18 protein-coding genes are annotated in these 19,891 nt (G+C 42.4%); 13 read left to right on the plus strand and 5 right to left on the minus strand.

Annotated features, from left to right (window positions below):
* The first annotated feature begins 1 nt into the window (after position 1).
* A complete protein-coding gene (gene folE, locus ACWATR_RS23585; protein ID WP_181928917.1) occupies positions 2-709 on the plus strand; it encodes a GTP cyclohydrolase I FolE in 708 nt (235 codons plus the stop codon).
* A 128-nt stretch (positions 710-837) separates the two neighbouring features.
* Here the strand turns inward: folE and ACWATR_RS23590 are convergent, their stop codons facing one another.
* On the minus strand, positions 838-1,470 hold the full coding sequence (locus tag ACWATR_RS23590) for a phosphoribosylanthranilate isomerase (protein WP_460337782.1): 633 nt from the start codon (positions 1,468-1,470) through the stop codon (positions 838-840).
* A 121-nt stretch (positions 1,471-1,591) separates the two neighbouring features.
* Between ACWATR_RS23590 and psaK the strand changes: the two genes are divergently transcribed.
* The 4 genes from psaK (at position 1,592) to ACWATR_RS23610 (ending at position 6,409) form a co-directional block, all read left to right on the plus strand.
* Positions 1,592-1,846, plus strand: a complete 255-nt coding sequence (gene psaK / locus ACWATR_RS23595) for a photosystem I reaction center subunit PsaK (protein WP_069068715.1) — start codon at positions 1,592-1,594, stop codon at positions 1,844-1,846.
* Positions 1,847-2,213: 367 nt separating this feature from the next.
* Positions 2,214-3,410 (plus strand): site-2 protease family protein, encoded by a 1,197-nt coding sequence (locus ACWATR_RS23600; RefSeq protein ID WP_460337786.1) that lies wholly within the window; start codon positions 2,214-2,216, stop codon positions 3,408-3,410.
* Positions 3,411-3,930: 520 nt separating this feature from the next.
* A complete protein-coding gene (gene der / locus ACWATR_RS23605; protein WP_460337789.1) occupies positions 3,931-5,301 on the plus strand; it encodes a ribosome biogenesis GTPase Der in 1,371 nt (456 codons plus the stop codon).
* Positions 5,302-5,488: 187 nt separating this feature from the next.
* Positions 5,489-6,409: an energy-coupling factor transporter transmembrane component T family protein gene (locus ACWATR_RS23610; RefSeq protein WP_460337792.1), complete on the plus strand. Its 921-nt coding sequence runs from the start codon at positions 5,489-5,491 to the stop codon at positions 6,407-6,409.
* A gap of 567 nt (positions 6,410-6,976) precedes the next feature.
* On the opposite strand, the gene ACWATR_RS23615 is transcribed toward ACWATR_RS23610, so the two are convergent.
* Positions 6,977-7,186 (minus strand): hypothetical protein, encoded by a 210-nt coding sequence (locus tag ACWATR_RS23615; protein ID WP_460337795.1) that lies wholly within the window; start codon positions 7,184-7,186, stop codon positions 6,977-6,979.
* A gap of 104 nt (positions 7,187-7,290) precedes the next feature.
* On the opposite strand from ACWATR_RS23615, the gene pipX reads away from it, so the two are divergent.
* The 5 genes from pipX to ACWATR_RS23640 all read left to right on the plus strand — a co-directional run bounded on the left by pipX (position 7,291) and on the right by ACWATR_RS23640 (position 12,938).
* On the plus strand, positions 7,291-7,569 hold the full coding sequence (gene pipX / locus ACWATR_RS23620; protein WP_069068710.1) for a transcriptional coactivator PipX: 279 nt from the start codon (positions 7,291-7,293) through the stop codon (positions 7,567-7,569).
* Entirely contained in the window at positions 7,566-8,234 is a 669-nt protein-coding gene (locus tag ACWATR_RS23625) for a YggS family pyridoxal phosphate-dependent enzyme (protein WP_460337798.1), read from the plus strand. The genes pipX and ACWATR_RS23625 overlap by 4 nt, the downstream gene beginning before the upstream one ends.
* A gap of 366 nt (positions 8,235-8,600) precedes the next feature.
* Positions 8,601-9,203 (plus strand): cell division protein SepF, encoded by a 603-nt coding sequence (locus tag ACWATR_RS23630; RefSeq protein ID WP_435025015.1) that lies wholly within the window; start codon positions 8,601-8,603, stop codon positions 9,201-9,203.
* 106 nt (positions 9,204-9,309) lie between these two features.
* The gene (proC, locus tag ACWATR_RS23635) at positions 9,310-10,128 is read left to right on the plus strand and encodes a pyrroline-5-carboxylate reductase (RefSeq protein ID WP_460337801.1); all 819 of its coding nucleotides are present in this window, start codon (positions 9,310-9,312) and stop codon (positions 10,126-10,128) included.
* Positions 10,129-10,262: 134 nt separating this feature from the next.
* Positions 10,263-12,938, plus strand: coding sequence for a DEAD/DEAH box helicase (locus ACWATR_RS23640; RefSeq protein ID WP_460337804.1), 2,676 nt, complete (start codon positions 10,263-10,265; stop codon positions 12,936-12,938).
* Positions 12,939-13,227: 289 nt separating this feature from the next.
* On the opposite strand, the gene ACWATR_RS23645 is transcribed toward ACWATR_RS23640, so the two are convergent.
* Entirely contained in the window at positions 13,228-13,602 is a 375-nt protein-coding gene (locus ACWATR_RS23645; RefSeq protein ID WP_420762247.1) for a hypothetical protein, read from the minus strand.
* A gap of 556 nt (positions 13,603-14,158) precedes the next feature.
* Between ACWATR_RS23645 and ACWATR_RS23650 the strand changes: the two genes are divergently transcribed.
* Both ACWATR_RS23650 and ACWATR_RS23655 read left to right on the plus strand, forming a co-directional pair.
* Positions 14,159-16,153, plus strand: coding sequence for a heavy metal translocating P-type ATPase (locus ACWATR_RS23650; RefSeq protein WP_460337809.1), 1,995 nt, complete (start codon positions 14,159-14,161; stop codon positions 16,151-16,153).
* Positions 16,154-16,246: 93 nt separating this feature from the next.
* Positions 16,247-16,927, plus strand: coding sequence for a hypothetical protein (locus ACWATR_RS23655; protein ID WP_460337812.1), 681 nt, complete (start codon positions 16,247-16,249; stop codon positions 16,925-16,927).
* Positions 16,928-17,621: 694 nt separating this feature from the next.
* On the opposite strand, the gene ACWATR_RS23660 is transcribed toward ACWATR_RS23655, so the two are convergent.
* Positions 17,622-18,710 carry an aromatic ring-hydroxylating dioxygenase subunit alpha gene (locus ACWATR_RS23660; protein ID WP_460337815.1) on the minus strand — a complete coding sequence of 363 codons (1,089 nt, stop codon included), beginning with the start codon at positions 18,708-18,710 and terminating at the stop codon, positions 17,622-17,624.
* Between the two features lie 512 nt (positions 18,711-19,222).
* Between ACWATR_RS23660 and ACWATR_RS23665 the strand changes: the two genes are divergently transcribed.
* Complete coding sequence (locus tag ACWATR_RS23665) at positions 19,223-19,648, plus strand: heavy metal-responsive transcriptional regulator (protein ID WP_460337818.1); 426 nt, start codon at positions 19,223-19,225, stop codon at positions 19,646-19,648.
* A 6-nt stretch (positions 19,649-19,654) separates the two neighbouring features.
* Here ACWATR_RS23665 and ACWATR_RS23670 read toward each other — a convergent pair whose 3' ends face one another.
* Positions 19,655-19,882, minus strand: coding sequence for a hypothetical protein (locus ACWATR_RS23670; RefSeq protein ID WP_460337821.1), 228 nt, complete (start codon positions 19,880-19,882; stop codon positions 19,655-19,657).
* Between the last annotated feature and the right edge of the window lie 9 nt (positions 19,883-19,891).

Consider the following 19,891-nt stretch of genomic DNA (forward strand, 5'->3'; position numbering starts at 1 on the left):
CATGACTATCGCTAGTTCCAACGGTTCCAATTACTCTCAATCGCCTCTGATTCCCGACTTGGCAGAAGCCATAACTCCTAGACCCGATCGCAATACTCATAACGGGCGACCAGCAGATGTGTGCCCACCAAAAGAGGAACAGATGGAGGAAATGAAGGACGCCGTGCGGACACTAATATTGGGTGTTGGTGAAGATCCAGAACGCGAAGGACTCCTCAAAACACCCAAACGAGTAGCCGAGGCAATGCGGTTTCTTACCAGTGGCTATAATCAATCTCTTGAAGAACTAGTTAACGATGCCATCTTTGATGAAGGGCATAGCGAGATGGTACTAGTTAGAGATATTAATTTCTTTAGTCTGTGCGAACACCACATGCTGCCATTTATGGGTAGAGCACACGTTGCTTATATCCCCAACCAAAAAGTTGTGGGATTGAGTAAGCTGGCCCGCATTGTTGAGATGTATTCTCGCCGCTTGCAAGTGCAGGAGAGATTAACGCGCCAAATTGCCGAAGCAATTCAGACCATTCTAGAACCTCAAGGCGTTGCCGTTGTGATGGAAGCTAGCCACATGTGTATGGTGATGCGGGGCGTGCAGAAACCAGGTTCTTGGACTGTCACTAGCGCAATGGTTGGTGTGTTCCAAGAAGAACAAAAAACTCGTGAAGAATTTTTTAACTTGATTCGTCACCAACCGGCATTCTTTTAATAAATGGGGAATGGGGAATGGGGAATGGGGAATGGGGAATGGGGAATGGGCATAGACAAGGTAGCGATTTATTTAATAATTCTCCCTCATCTCCCTCATCTCCCTCATCTCCCCCTACTCTCCACTCCCTACTCCCTACTCCCTAATTTCTCAAACAACTTGGCTACTTTATCTAAATCCTTATCTCCTGGTGTCCGTTCCACACCACTAGATAAATCTATGCCGCTAGGATTAACCTGATTTAGGGCTTCCACAATATTATCGGCTGTCAGTCCTCCTGCTAAAAACCAAGGACAACTAGGGCGAAATTGTTCTAGCATTGTCCAATCTAAAGTTTTGCCTGTACCACCCAGATGTTGCGGATGGTAGGCGTCAAGTAGCAAAGTATCCACATATTTTGTGTAATCAGCAGTTGTGTCAAGATGCTCAATACTCCGAATTCTCAAGGCTCTGATAATTTCGACCTTGGGTAAAGATTGACGCAATTGGTAGCAAAATTCTGGTGATTCGTCTCCGTGTAACTGGACACCAGTCAACCCAGAATCAACAACTATCTGGCAGATTTCAGGGATGCTAGCGTTGGCAAAAACACCAATTCTGTCAATATTTGCCGGGAGTTCTGCTACTGCTGCCTGAATTTGCAACGTGGTAACGTAACGGGGTGAAGTTGGTACACAAATAAATCCTAGTGCCGTTGCGCCAAGAGAGGCGATCGCTATAGACTGCTGTGGTTGAGTGATGCCGCAAATCTTAACGCGCATGAATATCTGACAAATTTAAATAATCACTTGAAAAGTCTAAACTATCTAAAAAACTTTTGGGCCTTGTAATTTTATAATCTTGTTGGTCTACGATTAACTTTTCGCTTTAGGAGACAAAAGCTTGATTTCCTCTATTTTTCTAGCACTAGCTGCATCTGTTCCTGCAACACCTGCGTGGAATCCTACAGTAGCGATCATCATCAGTGTCAGCAGCTTAGTAATGGTTTTACTAAGTACTAGGATTGAAAAACCCCTAGTTGGCCCCAAGTTCCCTATCCTGCCGATTAGTATTCCAACATTCGTTGGTGCGATGGCTTTTGGTCATATTATTGGCATTGGCATCGTTTTAGGACTGACTAACATCGGTCGTCTGTAGTTTTTGATGACCGCGGCGTTACTTGTAACGCCGCGGTCAATACAAACACTCTTAAAAAGAATTTTGGGCAGGGGGAGTGGGGAGTAGGGAAGAAGCAAGGGAGCAGGGGGCAGGGGGCAAGGGAGAGAATAAGAAATTAAAATTATCTCTCTTTCACCTCTGCTCCCTGATCCCTACCCCTCTGCCTCTCCTCAATGCCCAATGCCCAATGCCCACACCCAACAGCCATTAATTGTCTATTCTAGAAAGTAAGAGCATTGCGTCACTCGGCACTACCGAATTGATGCTCAATAATAAATTTGTATACAAGTATGCGTAGTATTCCAGTATAAAAACTACTGGCAATATCTAGTTTTAGGACAATGTAATGCAAACAAATTGGAGAATTGGGTCTTTATTTGGAATTCCCCTATTTTTAGACCCATTATGGTTTGTGATTTTAGGGTTGGCAACCCTCAACTTTGGGGTAGCTTATCAGGAATGGGGGAATCTTATAGCTTGGAGTGCTGGAATAGTTATGGCACTGCTGCTGTTTGGTTCAGTATTGTTACATGAACTGGGTCATAGCTTAGTAGCCCGATCGCAAGGGATTAGAGTTAATTCAATTACCCTATTTATGTTTGGCGGGATTGCTGCCATTGAAGAAGAATCTAAAACTCCTTTCAAAGCGTTTCAAGTCGCGATCGCTGGGCCTTTGGTAAGTATCATATTATTTGTCCTGCTCCGTCTAGCAGCTTTTGCGATACCTGATACGAATCCCCTCAGTGTCATGGTTGGAGATTTGGCGAGAATTAATTTAGTGGTGGCTCTATTTAACCTGATTCCCGGCTTACCTCTAGATGGAGGGCAAGTGTTAAAAGCAGCACTATGGCAAATCACAGGTAATCGTTTTCAAGCCGTACACTGGGCTGCAAAGGCGGGGCAAATATTGGGTTATGCTGCGATCGCGTTGGGATTTGTTGTAGATTTTATTACCAAAGAGTTAGTAGTTGGTTTGTGGATTGCGCTGTTAGGTTGGTTTGCTGTCCGCAACGCCAACACCTATGACAACATGACCACATTACAAGAAAGCTTGCTCAAGGTAGTGGCGTCCGATGCAATGACCCGTGACTTTCGGGTAATTGATGCTGACCAGACATTACGCTCCTTTGCCGATTTATACCTCTTGGAAAACTCTCCTTCACAGGTTTATTTTGCTGCTTCTGATGGACGTTACCGGGGTCTAGTTTCCATTGACGATTTCCGTTTAACCCAAAGGAGTGAATGGGAAACCGAAACCTTACACAGCATAGTGCGTCCATTGACAGAAATACCTACCGTTGCAGAGTCAACATCAATGGCTGAGGTAATTAACAAGCTAGAAAATGAGCAGTTACCTAGAATTACCGTGCTTTCTCCCGCTGGAGCCGTAGCTGGTGTAATTGACCGGGGAGATATTGTGCGATCGCTGGCACAAAAGTTAAATTTACGGATAACCGATGCTGAAATTAAGCGCATCAAGGAAGAAGGAAGTTATCCACTAGGGTTGCAACTGGGAGTAATCGCGAAATCAGCTACAAATTAAACGTCACAACTTCGTCATAGGTTTGCAATCGATACGTCAAAAGTGTGTGTGATATTTAATTTGGTATTTGGTTACAAAATGCTTTTTTTGGGTAAAAGGTAGGATTTCCTACCTTTTTTTATTTTTAAAAGCATGACATCACTGAATAGGTGGGCATTGGAATCCAAGCAAATCTTACTCATCTTTTCTTTCCTAGTCCCCAATACCCAGTCCCTAGTACAACACGGCGGAAATAAACCAATCATTCCAAATCAACGAAACCCTTATGCTGTATTCATTTTTAATTTTTAATTCCGCCTTGCGGTACTAGTAGTCTGCCAACCCAAAAATGCGCTTGTGAGGACTGGGAAAAGGGTAAGGGATTTAAACCCTTTCCCCCTTCACCCTTCCCCTTTACCCCGCCAAGTTTCCTTGGCGAACTACTAGTCCCCAATCCTAAAAAATTAAATTAAAACTTCCAGTTGAAAGTGAGTAAAATGTAAGTACGTGATATAATACGTCTCTCACTTACCCTGGTTTTATGGCACTGCCAATTGTTGCAATTATCGGACGCCCAAATGTGGGCAAATCCACCCTGGTTAATCGACTCGCCGGGGAACAAACGGCGATTGTCCATGATGAACCGGGAGTGACACGCGATCGCACTTACATGCCGGCTTTCTGGAATGGCCGCGAATTTTTAGTGGTAGACACCGGTGGTTTAGTTTTTAATGATGATACCGAATTTTTACCACTGATTCGCCAACAGGCAATGACAGCCCTTGCAGAAGCGTGTGGCGCTATTTTTGTAGTCGATGGTCAAACAGGCCCCACATCGGCAGATTTAGAAATCGCCGAATGGATGCGCCAACAACGCGTACCTGTACTACTAGCTGTAAATAAATGTGAATCTCCAGACCAAGGCTTAATGCAAGCTGCCGAATTTTGGGAATTGGGATTGGGCGAACCTTACCCTATCTCCGCAATTCATGGCAGTGGTACAGGAGAGTTACTCGACGAATTAGTTAATCACATACCTGCTGTTGAAGACATCCCAGAAACTAATGAAATCAAAGTAGCAATTGTGGGTCGCCCCAATGTGGGCAAATCGAGCTTACTCAATTCTTTTGTCGGGGAAGAGAGGGCAATTGTCAGCCCAATTTCCGGCACAACCCGTGATGCTATTGATACCGTTATTGAACGAGCCGGACAAACCTACCGCTTGATTGACACCGCCGGCATTCGCAAAAAGAAACACATCGAATACGGCACAGAATTCTTTAGTATTAACCGTGCTTTCAAAGCGATTCGCCGCGCTGACGTGGTTTTATTAGTCATAGATGCTGTAGATGGAGTTACCGAGCAAGACCAAAAATTAGCTGGGCGGATTATCGAGGAAGGTCGAGCTTGCATCATCGTCGTTAATAAGTGGGATGCCGTCGAAAAAGACTCTTACACAATCTACGACTACGAAAAAACTCTGCAATCACGGTTACATTTTACCGAATGGGCAGAAACAATCTTTGTGAGTGCCTTGTCAGGACAACGGGTAGAAAAGATTCTCGAATTGGTGAAAACGGCCGCTGAATCACACAAACGCCGTGTCAGCACATCAGTAATTAACGAAGTTTTAACAGATGCCGTCAGTTGGCATTCACCGCCAGCATCTCGTGGTGGGCGTCAGGGCAAGATTTATTATGGTACACAAGTAAGTAGCCAGCCACCAACGATCGCACTATTTGTCAATGATTCTAAACGCTTCAACGACAACTACCGCCGCTACATTGAACGGCAATTTAGGCAACAGCTAGGATTTAAAGGCACACCAATTATTTTGCTGTGGCGGAGCAAAAAAGTCCGTGATGCCGAAAGTGGTAATGTTAATAGAGCAACTCGCGTCAAAATAAGTTAGGAGACGCGATGAATCGCGTCTGTACAAGAGAGACGCGATTAAATTGTGTCTGTACAAGAGTTATTGGTTAAAGCGAAAATTGCTAATTATAGAACCCTATCGAATTGAGTTTGATAGCGGCACACGGTAAAAGTTATGAGTTAAAGTCAAAACTTCTAACTCCTAACTCCTAACTTCTAACTCTAAAATGGATTTATTGCGATCGCTGCCACTTGGACTTTATCTAGAACAACCCCAAACTTGGCTGCATAAAATTGATCCGCGAGTCAAGTTCGCCTGGTTGATGAGCTTTTTAACAAGCTATGTTTTGGCCAACAACCTTTGGCGTGTGCTGCTAGTGGTAGTATTGATTATTGCCACCTTGATTGCCAGAATTCCCCGACGAGTATGGCAGCAGCAAATGGGCTGGCTATTAATGCTATCGTTTTTTATCTTAGCGATCGCAGCCATCAGTCCTGATGGAATGGGTATAGATTATCAGCCACGTTTGCCAGCTAATGAACAAATCTTAACCCAGCCAGCATCCTCCAATAATCTTGTTCAAGAGCAAGTAGTTGATAACAAAAAATACAGCTACGTACTATTTCACAAAGGCCCCGTCAAAATAACTCGCTACTCCTTAAGTTTGGCAGTACGCCTGAGTACACTTATATTTACCGTGATTTATAGTACCAACCTATATCTGTTGACAACCGCACCAGAAGAAATCACATCTGGCATCGAAAGCCTAATGCAACCCTTGCGACGCTTCAAGTTGCCCGTCACAGAAATTGCTTTAACTTTAACCTTGTCCTTGCGCTTTATTCCCCTAGTTTTAGAAGAAGTGCAAAATTTATTCCGCTCCGTGATGACAAGGGCAATTAATTGGAAAAAGCTGGGATTAAAAGGAGCATTCAAGGTTTGGATGACAGTTGCAGAGAGACTTTTGGAAAATCTGCTCTTACGAGCCGATCAAATGGCGAATGCCATGATGGTACGGGGTTTTACCAGTCCGAATGAGCATCGAGTCCAGTGGCACGACTTACGATTAAAAGGGCGTGACTGGCTGGCGATCGCAACTTTAATCTTATTCTGGGGAATACGGGTAACTATAGGAACTCAGGTCTAATTTTGCCCCGAATAATGGCAAGAGGTAATACAGCAGAATTCAGAATTCAGAATTCAGGAGTCAGAATGGGCTAAACGCCACGCTACCGCTAACAGGCGTCAGAAGTAAAACATTAAATTGCCGTCTCTACCAAAGACTGATTATTGTAGAGACGGCGATTCATCGCGTCTCTTGCCTTAACCGAACTGTATTGAGGTATAGGTAACGATATGGTAGGGTAAATTGAACAGCTACCCAGCCATAAAATTGATCCCCTAGTATTTCCTGTAGATTTTAGGTATTAACCAGCATTGCGCGAACACTACAAACTAATTTTAAGATTTTTGACCGAGTACCCTTATGAATCTCTGCACAAAGCTCAGACACCAATTCCAGCACTGAAAACGCTAGATAATCAATAGAAGATAGTTTTATTTTCTGTACCCAATCCCCAATCCCCAATCCCCAGTCCCCAATCCCCAATCCCCAATCCAGATTTTGTGCCATTCAGCGACAGTTGTGGCAGTATGGAAAGAAGTTGAAAAATTTGCCGTTGCCTTTGGAAACTTCAAAGGATGTTTTTCCTTTCTACGCCGAACTTTCAACTAGAAGATCAGGACTATTTTGTGCCTTGTCCCTACAGATTGGTAAATTGAAATCACCAAAGCAGATGGTGATGTTTATCAACCAGCCTCTACTACGCTTCGCGGCTTCTGTTGTACCATTCCGCTTCACTACCACTAGCTTCATCTGCCCATTAGAAACTAGATCAAGGTCTTCGTAACCGCAGTTTCGCATTTTAAGCAAATATTCTGGCGAATGTTGGTATTATCGTCTGAATGTTTGGAATTCACTGCGAAAAGATATATATACTCCCACCTTGACAACACCTTGACTCTTAAATGAATCCAGAAAACGCAGAAACTTACATAAACCATCCAACTTGGGGTTTACTCTACAAAATCTGTATGGTTGATGAAAACCAGGATTTGTTCACCACACTTTATGCCCAGCGCTTATTTTTTTTGGTGGCAAATGACGTTAAAGGTGTCAAATTCCAGTCTCTAGGACGTACTGAGGCGAGAATGATGTTGGAAAATCGCTTACGTACCCTGCGGCGCAGTGGGCATTCTCAGGAGTACGATCAGCTTCAGAGTGTTTTCCAGCGCACCTTCCAATGAACAGTTCGATTTCCGAACGTATTCTTTCCATTCGCTCCTCACTGCCAACTTCAGTCAAATTGATTGCCGTTAGCAAACAAGTTTCTGCCCAGGACATTCGGTCTGCATACACCGCAGGAATTCGTGATTTCGGGGAGAGTCGTATCCAAGAAGCTGCCAGTAAACAAGCCGAGTTGCAAGACTTACCGGATATTACCTGGCACTTTATTGGACATTTGCAAAGCAATAAAGCCAAAAAAGCCATCGAACAATTCCATTGGATTCACTCCGTGGATAATTTGAAGCTGGCACAGCGCTTAGACCAATTGGCGCAACAGCTAGGAGTGAGTCCCCAAGTTTGCCTGCAAGTGAAAATTCTCCCCGATCCCAACAAGTCTGGTTGGAGTGTGCCAGAACTTTTGGCTGATTTACCCACACTCAATCAATACAAAAGTTTACAAATTCAAGGTTTGATGACAATTCCGCCTTCCGGATTAAATGATTCCGAAATTCTTAATGTGTTTAATCGCAATCGTGAACTAGCAAAAGAAATCCAGGAGCAAAATTGGTCGCATATTAAAATGCAGCACCTATCTATGGGTATGTCAGGCGACTACGAACTGGCAGTGCAAGCAGGCGCAACGATGGTACGATTAGGAACCATATTGTTTGGCGATCGCTCTTAGCCGATTAATCATCAGCCTTTGAGGACGGTATTAATAGAGATCAGGATTTGTTGACAAGAATTTTGTAACAGACTGGTGCAATTGGAAACAAAGGATATAGTATTGACAAGAGCAATCGCCAAGGCAAAATAGGGTATAAAGAAGTTTCCTTCGGATAAACCTTAGGATATAATCTTGACTCATTATTATGTTTAGGCGATGCACAGACCTTTCCAATAAGTGTCAGTTCATCGCCAAAACCCGTAGTATGGGCTACAAATAGCAATACACTTGCTGAAGTATCCACCGATGTAGCGAGCGCTCCTATCTCAACTAATCCTCAGCCAAGTCAATTCAGGCTATTCGCACCAGGAGAGTACACACAGAATGAACAACATTTTTTCCAAACTCAGAGACTTTGTGGGTCTAAATGAGCAAGTGGAATACGAGTATTACGAAGAAGAACCAGAAACAGACAATAATTACCAAAATCTGTATCAGCAAGAAAATCCCCAACCAGCACCACAAGAAAGCACAGCCGCTCAAAATCGACGCTGGCGCGAACCAGTGCCTACAATGGGAGATGATATAGCAACAGGTCAAAAGCCAATGGGGAATGTGATTGGTATGCCAGGAGCAATTAACGGAATTTCGGAAGTTTTGGTACTCGAACCACGCACATTTGAAGAAATGCCCCAGGCAATTCAAGCGCTGCGAGAACGCAAGTCAGTGGTATTAAATCTGACAATCATGGACCCAGATCAAGCTCAACGAGCAGTAGATTTTGTTGCGGGTGGTACTTACGCACTAGATGGACATCAAGAGCGCATCGGCGAGAGCATCTTTTTGTTTACACCAAGTTGTGTCCAAGTTAGCACCCAAGGTGGCGTTCTTCATGAAGTACCACAACCACCTGCACGTCCCTCCCGTCCGACAACAGGCCCTTCAAATCAAAGTTGGGGCAACGAAACTAATCGGATGGCACAATAAAGTTAAATTAGTTATTAGTCCTTTGTCCTTTGTCATTTGTCCTGGGTTTTGATCATAGTGACAAATGACAAACGACTGATGACTAATGCCTAATGACTAATGATCAATGACTATAAAATTTGGCTTAATTGGTGGTGGGGTAATGGGAGAAGCACTCTTATCCCGCCTTATCACGCGTGGAATTTATCAACCATCAGAAGTCATAGTTAGCGAACCGCTATCTTCACGCCTAGATTTCTTAAAACAGCACTACGATGTTGTCGTGACGACAGATAATAGCCGGGTTTTCACTGAAGCAAAAGAAGTTGTCTTTTTGGCAGTGAAGCCGCAGGTATTTAGTGCGATCGCTCAAGAATTAGCAGATATTGATATTCTTAATAGAGAACATTCACCGCTAATCATTTCCATATTGGCGGGTGTGCCTTTAAATCAGCTGGAAGCTGCATTTGTGCAATTGCCAGTGATTAGAGCAATGCCCAACACCCCAGCAACTGTGGGAGCGGGAGTTACCGCGATTTGTTCAGGTGCATATACCAATGCCTTGCATCACCAAATAGCACAGCAAGTTTTTTCTGCTGTAGGCGAAGTGGTGGAAGTGTCAGAAGCGCTGATGGATGCAGTCACAGGGTTATCTGGTAGTGGCCCGGCTTACGTGGCACTATTAGTAGAAGCACTTGCTGATGGCGGAGTAGCCGCAGGTTTACCTAGAGCAATTGCTAATCAACTAGCCTTGCAAACCGTACTGGGAACAGCGAAACTGTTGCATGAAACCAAAATGCACCCAGCAGAACTCAAAGATCGCGTTACTAGCCCTGGCGGTACAACCATTGCGGGAATTGCCAAGCTAGAACAGGCAGGATTTCGTTCAGCCTTAATTGAAGCAGTCAAAGCTGCCACAGAGCGATCGCAAGAGCTGGGAAAATAATAAAGAGTCATTGGTCATTAGTCATTGGTCATTTGCAAAGAACAAGTGACAAAGGACAAATGACAAATGACTAATAACGAAGTTGACAAAAGACTCGTTAATATAGTAAACAATCTGGTTGCAAATGTGATTGAGTGAATTATCCTGCACCGTCTCCAGAACTTGACTTAGGGTCTATATTTCCCTTTGAACTGGATCAGTTTCAAAAAGAAGCGATCGCGTCCCTGAACGCCGGACGCTCAGTAGTCGTATGTGCCCCCACCGGTTCGGGCAAAACATTAGTCGGAGAATACGCCATTTATCGTGCCCTGGCGAGAGGAAAACGTGTCTTTTACACGACTCCCCTAAAGGCGCTGTCGAATCAAAAATTACGTGACTTTCGAGAAAAATTCGGGTTTGATCAAGTCGGACTGTTAACTGGAGATGCTTCCATTCACAGAGATGCACCGATTTTAGTGATGACCACAGAAATTTTCCGAAATATGCTCTATGGCACACCCATTGGGCAAGTCGGCATCTCATTGGTAGACGTTGAAGCGGTGATACTTGATGAGTGCCACTACATGAACGATCGCCAGCGTGGGACAGTTTGGGAAGAATCAATCATCTATTGTCCTCGTGAAGTCCAACTAGCAGCCCTCTCAGCAACGGTTGCTAATAGCGATCAACTCACGGATTGGCTAAATCGCGTTCACGGGCCAACAGACCTGATTTACTCCGATTTTCGCCCAGTCCCCTTAGAATTTCACTTTTGCAATCCTAAAGGGTTATTTCCCCTGTTGAATGATAGCAAAACCAAAATTAACCCCCGCCTTCAGAAAAAGAAAGGGAGAGGGGGAGAAAGGGACAGGGGGAGAAGTGGTAGACCTGAAGCTCCTGGTATCATTTATACCTTGAGCCAGTTAGAGCAACGGGATATGCTCCCAGCGATTTACTTCATCTTCAGCCGCCGGGGATGTGATAAAGCAGTGGCGGAAGTCGGAGATTTATGGCTGGTAAATAATGAAGAGTCCCAGATTTTGCGGCAACAGATTGATGACTTTTTAGCCCGCAATCCTGAAGCAGGGCGTTCTGGACAAATTGCACCCCTGTATCGGGGAATTGCTGCCCACCACGCCGGAATTTTGCCTGCTTGGAAAGCACTGGTAGAAGAACTATTTCAGCAAGGGCTGATTAAAGTGGTATTCGCCACCGAAACATTAGCAGCGGGAATTAATATGCCCGCCCGGACAACGGTAATTTCTACCCTTTCTAAGCGTACCGACACCGGACACCGCCTGTTAAATGCTTCCGAATTCTTGCAAATGGCGGGACGCGCAGGCCGCCGGGGGATGGATAAACAAGGTCATGTGGTGACAGTCCAAACTCCCTTTGAAGGAGCCAAAGAAGCCGCGTATTTGGGAACATCCAAGCCAGACCCCCTTGTAAGCCAGTTTACGCCCAGTTATGGCATGGTACTCAACTTGCTGCAAACCCACACCCTAGAGCAAACTAGGGAACTGATAGAACGCAGTTTTGGGCAGTACATGGCAACCTTGCATTTAAGACCAGAATATGACGAGATTGCCGAACTTGAAAGACAATTAGCTCAATTGCATGAGCAAATCGCCGCAGTTGATGAAAATGAACTGGCGATTTATGAGAAATTGCGGCAACGCCTGAAAGTGGAACGCCAGATATTAAAGACCTTGCAAGAGCAAGCACAGGAAGATCGCCAAGAAGAATTGGTGATGATGTTGGGCTTTGCAGTGTCAGGAACTCTATTGAGTCTCAAAGGCAAAAATATCACAGTGTCTTCACCAGTAACCGCAGTGTTAGTAGGAAAATCACCTGGTTCTGGTCAAGCTCCTTACTTGGTATGCTTAGGGCACGATAACCGTTGGTATGTGGCAACCACAGGGGATGTAGTCGATTTGTACGCTGAACTGCCGCGAATTGAAGTGCCGCCTCATATACTACCACCGCCAGAGATGCCTTTGAAGCCAGGACAGTCACGCCGTGGTAACGAAGAAAGCTTTGCGATCGCTGTGCGTATTCCTGATCCGATAGAATCCTTGCATCTAGCACCAGAAGTAGCAGAACAACTCAGTCGCACTACCGCCGTCCAAGAGCAATTAGAAGCCCATCCCCTACATCAATCAGGCAATGCTGCCACGCTTTTCAAGCGACGGGCCCGCTATGTCGAACTAGAAGCCGAACTTGAACAGTTGCAAGGGCAAGTCGAGCAACAGTCACAACGTCATTGGGAAGAGTTTCTGAATTTAATTGCAATCCTGCAACACTTTGGCGCTTTAGATAATTTAGTTCCTACCCAATTAGGGCGAATTGCTGCCGCCATTCGAGGCGAGAATGAATTGTGGCTAGGTTTAGTATTCGCTAGTGGTGAATTGGACAACTTAGATCCGCACCATTTAGCCGCCGCCGCCGCCGCTTTAGTGATGGAAACGCCCCGTCCAGATAGCAAAGTTAACTTTGAGCTTAGTAATGAAGTCGCAGAAGCCTTAGCCAAATTGCGGGGAATTCGTCGTCAAATGTTCCAACTACAACGGCGCTATAACGTAGCACTACCGATATGGTTGGAATTTGAGTTAATTGCCATAGTGGAACAATGGGCGCTAGGAATCGAGTGGACAGAACTCTGCGAGAACACCACTTTGGATGAAGGCGATGTGGTGAGAATTTTACGCCGCACGTTGGATTTATTATCGCAGATACCCCACGTTCCCCATTTGCCAGACTCTTTCCAACGAAATGCCTATCGGGCGATGCAGTTGATTGATAGATTCCCTGTGAATGAGGTGGTTGAATAAACAGGGCGCTCTGACGCAAAACTAGTAGTCTGTCAAGAACTAATTGACGGATAATTCCCTGTAGAGACGGCGATTTATCGCGTCTCTCTAACCGTAAAAATGAATTTGACAGACTACTAGACGATGTAGGGGCAATTCACGAATTGCCCCTAGTAATAGAATTTACATTTGACCAAATAATAGTAGTGGTAATTAGTTAAAAATGCTTTTTTGGTTTCGTATATCTTCTATACGTAATTAATCACGTATATTTAACATAAGTTATAGTCGCTATCAGCACTATTCAAGCTTAGTACACCAAGTTTCCAGTACCGCGCAACTGACGCAAAGAATTTACACAGTATGGACAGTCACAGCCAAATGTCTGAATTGCAGCATCACTTTCCTCCTCAGTAAAGTTCAACATAGCAATATTCTCATCTGATACTGATGTGACAATAGTTGAGGAACGTGTAGAGGTATACGGCTGTTTTCTCTCTGAATCTCGAATGCACACAAAATCTTTTCCACCATGTGGGTTAGTGATACAGGTACGACCGTCTTGTGTGTGCATTAATCGCTGAGTAATACTAGCATGGGCAGGATTCAATACTGCCAGCGTAGACATCAGCGACACAAAAATTGAGGAACTAGAAAGCAAATTCAGGATAATTTTTTTGTTCATAGATTTCCTTGAGAAAATTGTCTACTAGCTTAGGGTATTCGATTAACTTTTAAACTTCAAGTTAATTTTTTCTGAGAATAGCTGGCTTGACACTTGTTACTCAAGAAAGTTCCATGTTTACTCAGTTTGATCACAAATTTTTTGCTACAGCAGAACTCAGCAATACAATTGATACCAATTCTATGTGAGGTTGCGCTTTATTCGCATAGCAGCAATACGCTGAAAGCGTTTTCGTAAGAGTAGCCGCTTCTCTACAAGACGCTTTGTGTAGCTTGCTTCGACCTAGGAGTATGCGTCTACATGAATTGCCACCACAGTCTGTAGTTTTGCATCAATCCTATAGGCACATCTTCCAACATAAATGGTATGAGAACTGCTATTACTGTATTTACAAGATTATAAATCTTAATTTAAACCAAAAGATAGTATAAATATTTAGCAATAAAAATGATATAGATTCTCGTTCTTAATTTCTCAACTTGTAAAAATTTCTTTTTTTCATTAAATTTGTAAAAAGGCTTATATCTTAAGTACTTTACTAGCATCAACAGAAAAAATGAAGCGGAAAATACATTTAGAATCTTCAGGTTGTTCCAACTGTGGACATGATCATCACGAGAATCATAACCATTTTCATAATCACAATCATGATGAGAATCATAACCATGACCATAATCACGATCACGGTGGAGAATTCAATCTTAAAAATGAGGTATTGCCTTTAATAGTGATTCTAAGTTTATATGTGCCTGGTGTAATTTTTGAAGATCAATTACACAATACATTCTATTCAATAGGTGAATATCTGCTTTTTATACCTGCCTATTTATTAAGTGGATGGAGTGTTTTAAAAACTGCTGGGCGCAATATACTCAGAGGTAAAGTATTTGATGAAACATTTTTGATGACAGTGGCGACATTAGGGGCGATCGCAATTCATAAATTACCCGAAGCTGTCGGAGTAATGTTATTTTATAAAATTGGAGAATTATTCCAAGATATTGCTGTCAGTCGTTCCCGTAATTCGATCAAATCATTATTGGAAGTCCGTCCAGACTATGCCAATATCCAAATAGAAGGAGAACTCAAGAAAGTATCGCCAGAAACAGTAAATATTGGGGATATTATCGTCGTAAAACCCGGAGAAAAGATTCCCTTAGATGGCGAAATTATAGATGGTAATTCGCAAGTTGATACATCTGCATTAACTGGAGAATCTGTGCCGCGAACAGTGAGGCAAGGAGAAACAGTTTTGGCTGGGATGATCAATAAAATGGGTGTTCTCAGCATTAGAGTCACAAAACTCTTTGATGAATCTTCCATTGCCAAGATTTTAGACTTGGTGCAAAATGCCAAAAGTAAAAAAGCAGAAACAGAAAAGTTTATTACTAAATTTGCCCAATATTATACACCAATAGTAGTTTTTACATCTTTAGCAGTTGCAATATTACCTCCTTTATTCATTTCTGGTGCAACTTCTTCCGAATGGGTTTATCGTGCCCTAATTTTACTTGTTATCTCCTGTCCGTGTGGACTCGTTATCAGTATTCCCTTAGGTTACTTTGGAGGTGTGGGAGGTGCAGCTAGACGTGGTATTTTAGTTAAAGGCTCTACTTTTTTAGATACTTTAAATGCAGTCAATACAGTTGTTTTTGATAAAACTGGAACCTTAACTAAAGGGGTATTCAAAGTAGCAAAGATAGTACCAAAAAATGGCTTTGACGAACAAGAATTATTGCAATTAGCTGCCAAGGTAGAATCACACTCAAATCATCCCATCGCTCAATCTATCCGCAAGGCTTATGGTGGAAAAATCGATGAGTTTGAGATGAGAGATTATGAAGAGATAGCAGGCTATGGAATTAGAGCCAAGGTTGAAAATAGGGTAGTGATAGCGGGAAGCGATCGCCTGCTCCACAGAGAGAATATTGCTCATGATAATTGCCAGTTAGAGGGAACAGTTATTCATCTAGCAGTTGATAATATTTACACTGGATATATTGTCATCGCTGATGAACTCAAAGAAGATGCAAGACTTGCTATTCAAACACTCAAGCGAATGGGTGTAGAGAGAACAGTAATGTTGACAGGAGATAATCAAGCGATCGCTTCTCGAATTGCTCAACAGATTGGCATAGATACCTACGAAGCAGAGTTATTACCTGAAGAAAAAGTTCATGCCATTGAGAAGTTACTCAGCACCGCCGGCAAGCATGGTAAAGTTGCCTTTGTTGGGGATGGCATTAATGATGCACCAGTACTCGCTAGAGCAGATGTTGGGATAGCGATGGGCGGGTTAGGTTCAGATGCAGCGATAGAAACTGCCGATATTGTGATCATGACAGATGCACCATCAAAAGTGGCAGAAGCCATACAAATCGCTAGAAAAACCCGCACAATTGTTTGGCAAAATATTGGCTTTGCTTTAGCAATTAAAGGTGTATTTATTGGGTTGGGTATTTTAGGTATAGCGACAATGTGGGAAGCTGTCTTTGCTGATGTCGGAGTAGCCTTGCTGGCAATTTTAAACGCAACTAGAGCGATGAAATAAAATTTTGGGAAATCGGGAATCTGTAATGAGGAAATTGTAGTAGTTAAACGATGAGTACTTGTGACTCATATTCTGCTACCCAAAATAGAACTTATGCATTCATCGATCAAAGGTATTGCTACAGCTACTTTAGCTTTACTGCTAAACTATTCAGCAAATCCAGCCTTTGCACTACCGCAGAAAATTAATCATCCAGTTACTGTTGCTAAGTCGCAACCATTAACAGACACCTTGATTGTTCCTGGGGAAAGAGTTGGGCCGATTACACGCACAACGACTAAGAAAGATTTAGTAAAGCTATTTGGCGCGTCTCGTCTCGTTGATAAAACCATTTCAGGCCCCGAAGGAATAGGTAGTTTTGCAGCTACTCAGTTAAACCTAAATCAGGGGCGATCGCTCTTAGTAGTTTGGAGTGATAAGACTCGTACCAAACCTCTAGATGTGCGTAACCTGGCTTGGGCTTGGAAAACCCGCGAAGGTATTGGTGTTGGAACCCCATTAAGCGAATTACGCAAGAAGTTAGGTAACTTTAGACTCTATGGATTGGAGTGGGATTACGGCGGTACTATCTTGTTGGATAGTAGTAAATTATCCCGTTATCAAGGCAAACTCATTTTACGAGTAAACGCTGCTTCCAATGCTTCTGAAAAGTTCCCCAATGACTACCAAGCAGTGTTAGGGGATAGTACTTTTTCCTCTAGCAATCCCCACTGGAAACGTCTGGGAGTGAGGCTTACAGAAATTATCGTTGTATTGAATCCTAGTCAGGAATGATGTACTTTCACAGATTGCTTGTTGGAAGCCTTGCAAGGAAAAGCAGCGGCGATCGCACCAAAAACTAGATACACTTCAGCCAGAATGGGACAAGCGCCATATTAGCGATGAACTAGATAAAATTGAGTTTGCATTGCAATCATGAAACTTATGTAAATATACAGTTATTTGGCAGATGGAAATCAGGATTTCCCGCCCAGAAAACAAGGAAAATAGAGATATTCAGTTAATTGGTGTTTGTTTATACTATTTCAAAATTTTGTAGTCGTTATACTCATAACTTAGGTTCTACCTGGGAATTAGGAAGTGGCTTTGCCACTTCTTTTTATTAATATGGTGGCTCAGTAAAAAATAAGTTAAAAGTTAAAAGTAACTTTATTGAACTTTTAAACTTTATTAATTATACTTTTTCATAAAATATCTGCTATCCATACATTGTAGGGACGTATATCTGTAAGTCCCTACAAACGATTAATTTATTGCAAATATTTTTGACAATGGTAGATATAGCGTCTGTTTAATTGACCAAGAAATCTGACGGAATTCTGGTCATCTAGACATGATGTTAAGTAAGTCGGTGGGAACAAACCAAATTATGTTACGAAACTTAAATAGGCTTAAAACCCTTATCAATGACTGATGACCAATGACAAAGGACAGCCCCCACCAGTTAGCTTTAATTGCGCCGACTTACTTAGTCATTACTCATTGTATCTTGCCATCTTTCACGCTTGGGCTTGCTCTCTACATCGCGCGATCGCATTTCTTTCCAAGTCCCCCAAATTAGAGATTGCTGTTTTTCAACATGGTTAATAAACTGTATAATTGAGTGATCTGCTTTGATGGGAGTTTTCAAATCAAACTGAATTGTTTGCAGAATCTTGATATCACCCATGAGAAAGTACTTAGCTGTAATCTTAGTCAGCCATAGTACAACTCGATTGCATAACAAACCAAAAATTCCTTTACGTTTTTTAGTCATCAACAGAACTTGGCCTTCAGTTTTTCCCCCTTCGTGGAGGCGAACTGCAACCATCATGTGGACATGGAAGAAATCAGGGCCAATTGTCACAATGCCAATGCTACCGTACCAATAGCAAATACTGTAAGTTATGACATTTTTGTAGAAAAGACGGATGAGCTTAATCAAAAAGAAATTGTCTTTGATGGGTGTAGTATTACTGAAGATAATCGCATTCTCGTTAAGTTCGTGTCTTTCAAAAATAATTTCTAGTGGCAATTTGTGAACTGTATTGAGGTGTTGAGCATCAATCGCATTAATCATCACCACATTGGGGTGACAGTTCAGCAAGAAGTGGGAATGGATGGCGACATCACACTCTTTTTGTTCTAACTCTGGAACAAAAGGTAGAGGTTGTTGTGGTATTTCTCCAGTCCAAACCCAAATCATCCCATATTTTTCAGCAGTGGGCCAAGTTTGTAATTTTAGGGAAGGTGGTACATCTAAACATGGGATATTAATACACATCCCCTCAGCATCAAACTTCCAGTGGTGGAAAAAACAACGTAGTGCATTACCCTCAACTTTGCCTTCAGCAAGGTGAGCGCCCATGTGTGGACAATAGGCATCAAGGGTAACTACTCTTTTATCTTTACCACGGTAAATAACTAGTTCTCTGCCCAAAATCGTGATAGGTTTTACTTCACCCACCCGCAGATTTTGAGAGGGTATTACCCAATACCATCCCTCAATAAAACGCTCTGGATTATTGAAAATTTTAGGTTTACGGATTGAGCTAGAAGTCTGCGAGTTGAGATTCATTTTATGGTTTCACTTGAAGTGAAGCAGTTAATCTAGAAGTAACATGGGAACTCAAAAAAAACAGTTACTTTCAGTACCATGACAAACAGTTACCTAATCAATGGATAAAATCAATAAGGTATTATTTTGAGTATTTATTATCAAAAGTGTCAAATTTTTGCTAGGTAAATATCAGTTTAGATCAACAAATATCCATCATCAATGGATATTTGAAAAATTAAAACTTAGTAAAATCTCTAGTCAGATAAAAAATTTAACTACTGATATAAATATTTTGCCAATCTCTCAAACACAAGAGATAATTTATAAATTAAAAATAAAATTTATGTAGGTGTGTTAGGCGCTTATTTCGATATGATTGGTGGTTACGAAAAAGATAATTTAAGTGCCTAACGCACTGCCACATAACACAGTGCGTTAGGCTAAAGCCATATCACACCCTACTTAAGATTTGCTTTATAAATAGCCTCAAAAATATGTAATAATAATTACAAGAATTGGGAAAAGTTACCGTGTTAACTCAAGATAAAAAACTGCTTTTAATTGGTCAAGTAACAGATTTAACTGGAATCCCCATCAGGACAATTCGTTATTACGAGAGTTTAGGTTTAATCAATTCATCAAGACGAACAGAGGGAGGCTTTCGCCAGTTTTCATTGGATGTGCTAACTCGTCTAGCATTCATTAAAAGGGCACAAAATCTTGGTCTTAGCCTAGAAGAGATTAGAAATATTCTTCAGGTTTATGATCAAGGACAAACTCCCTGTGGTGAAATTAAAGAAAAGCTTGAAGAGAAGGTATTGCAGATTGATCAGCAAATTGATCAGCTGTTAACTTTACGCTCTGAAATAAAGGGATTACTTTCAGGCTGGAAGAATATCAGCGACCATCATGAGAAGACAATTTGTCCGATTATTCAAAACACCTTTCAGTGCTGACACCAATCAGGAATCAGGACTTTTATAGAGAAGAAACCACCACAATTCTAGTCCGATAAAGGCTAAACCAGCGATCGCAACCCCAACTTTCAAGCCCAAAGGTTGCTCGATGCGCTGGAATTGGCTGCTTTGCTCTGGTGAGTGGGCTGGCATTTCTGCTAATGTTACACCTGATGTGCCAGTGAGCAGCACTAAAGCTGTAAGGCTTCCCCAAAGCGTTTTTTGACTGAACATTTGCTAAAT

It is taken from the genome of Nostoc sp. UIC 10890 (assembly GCF_054786515.1).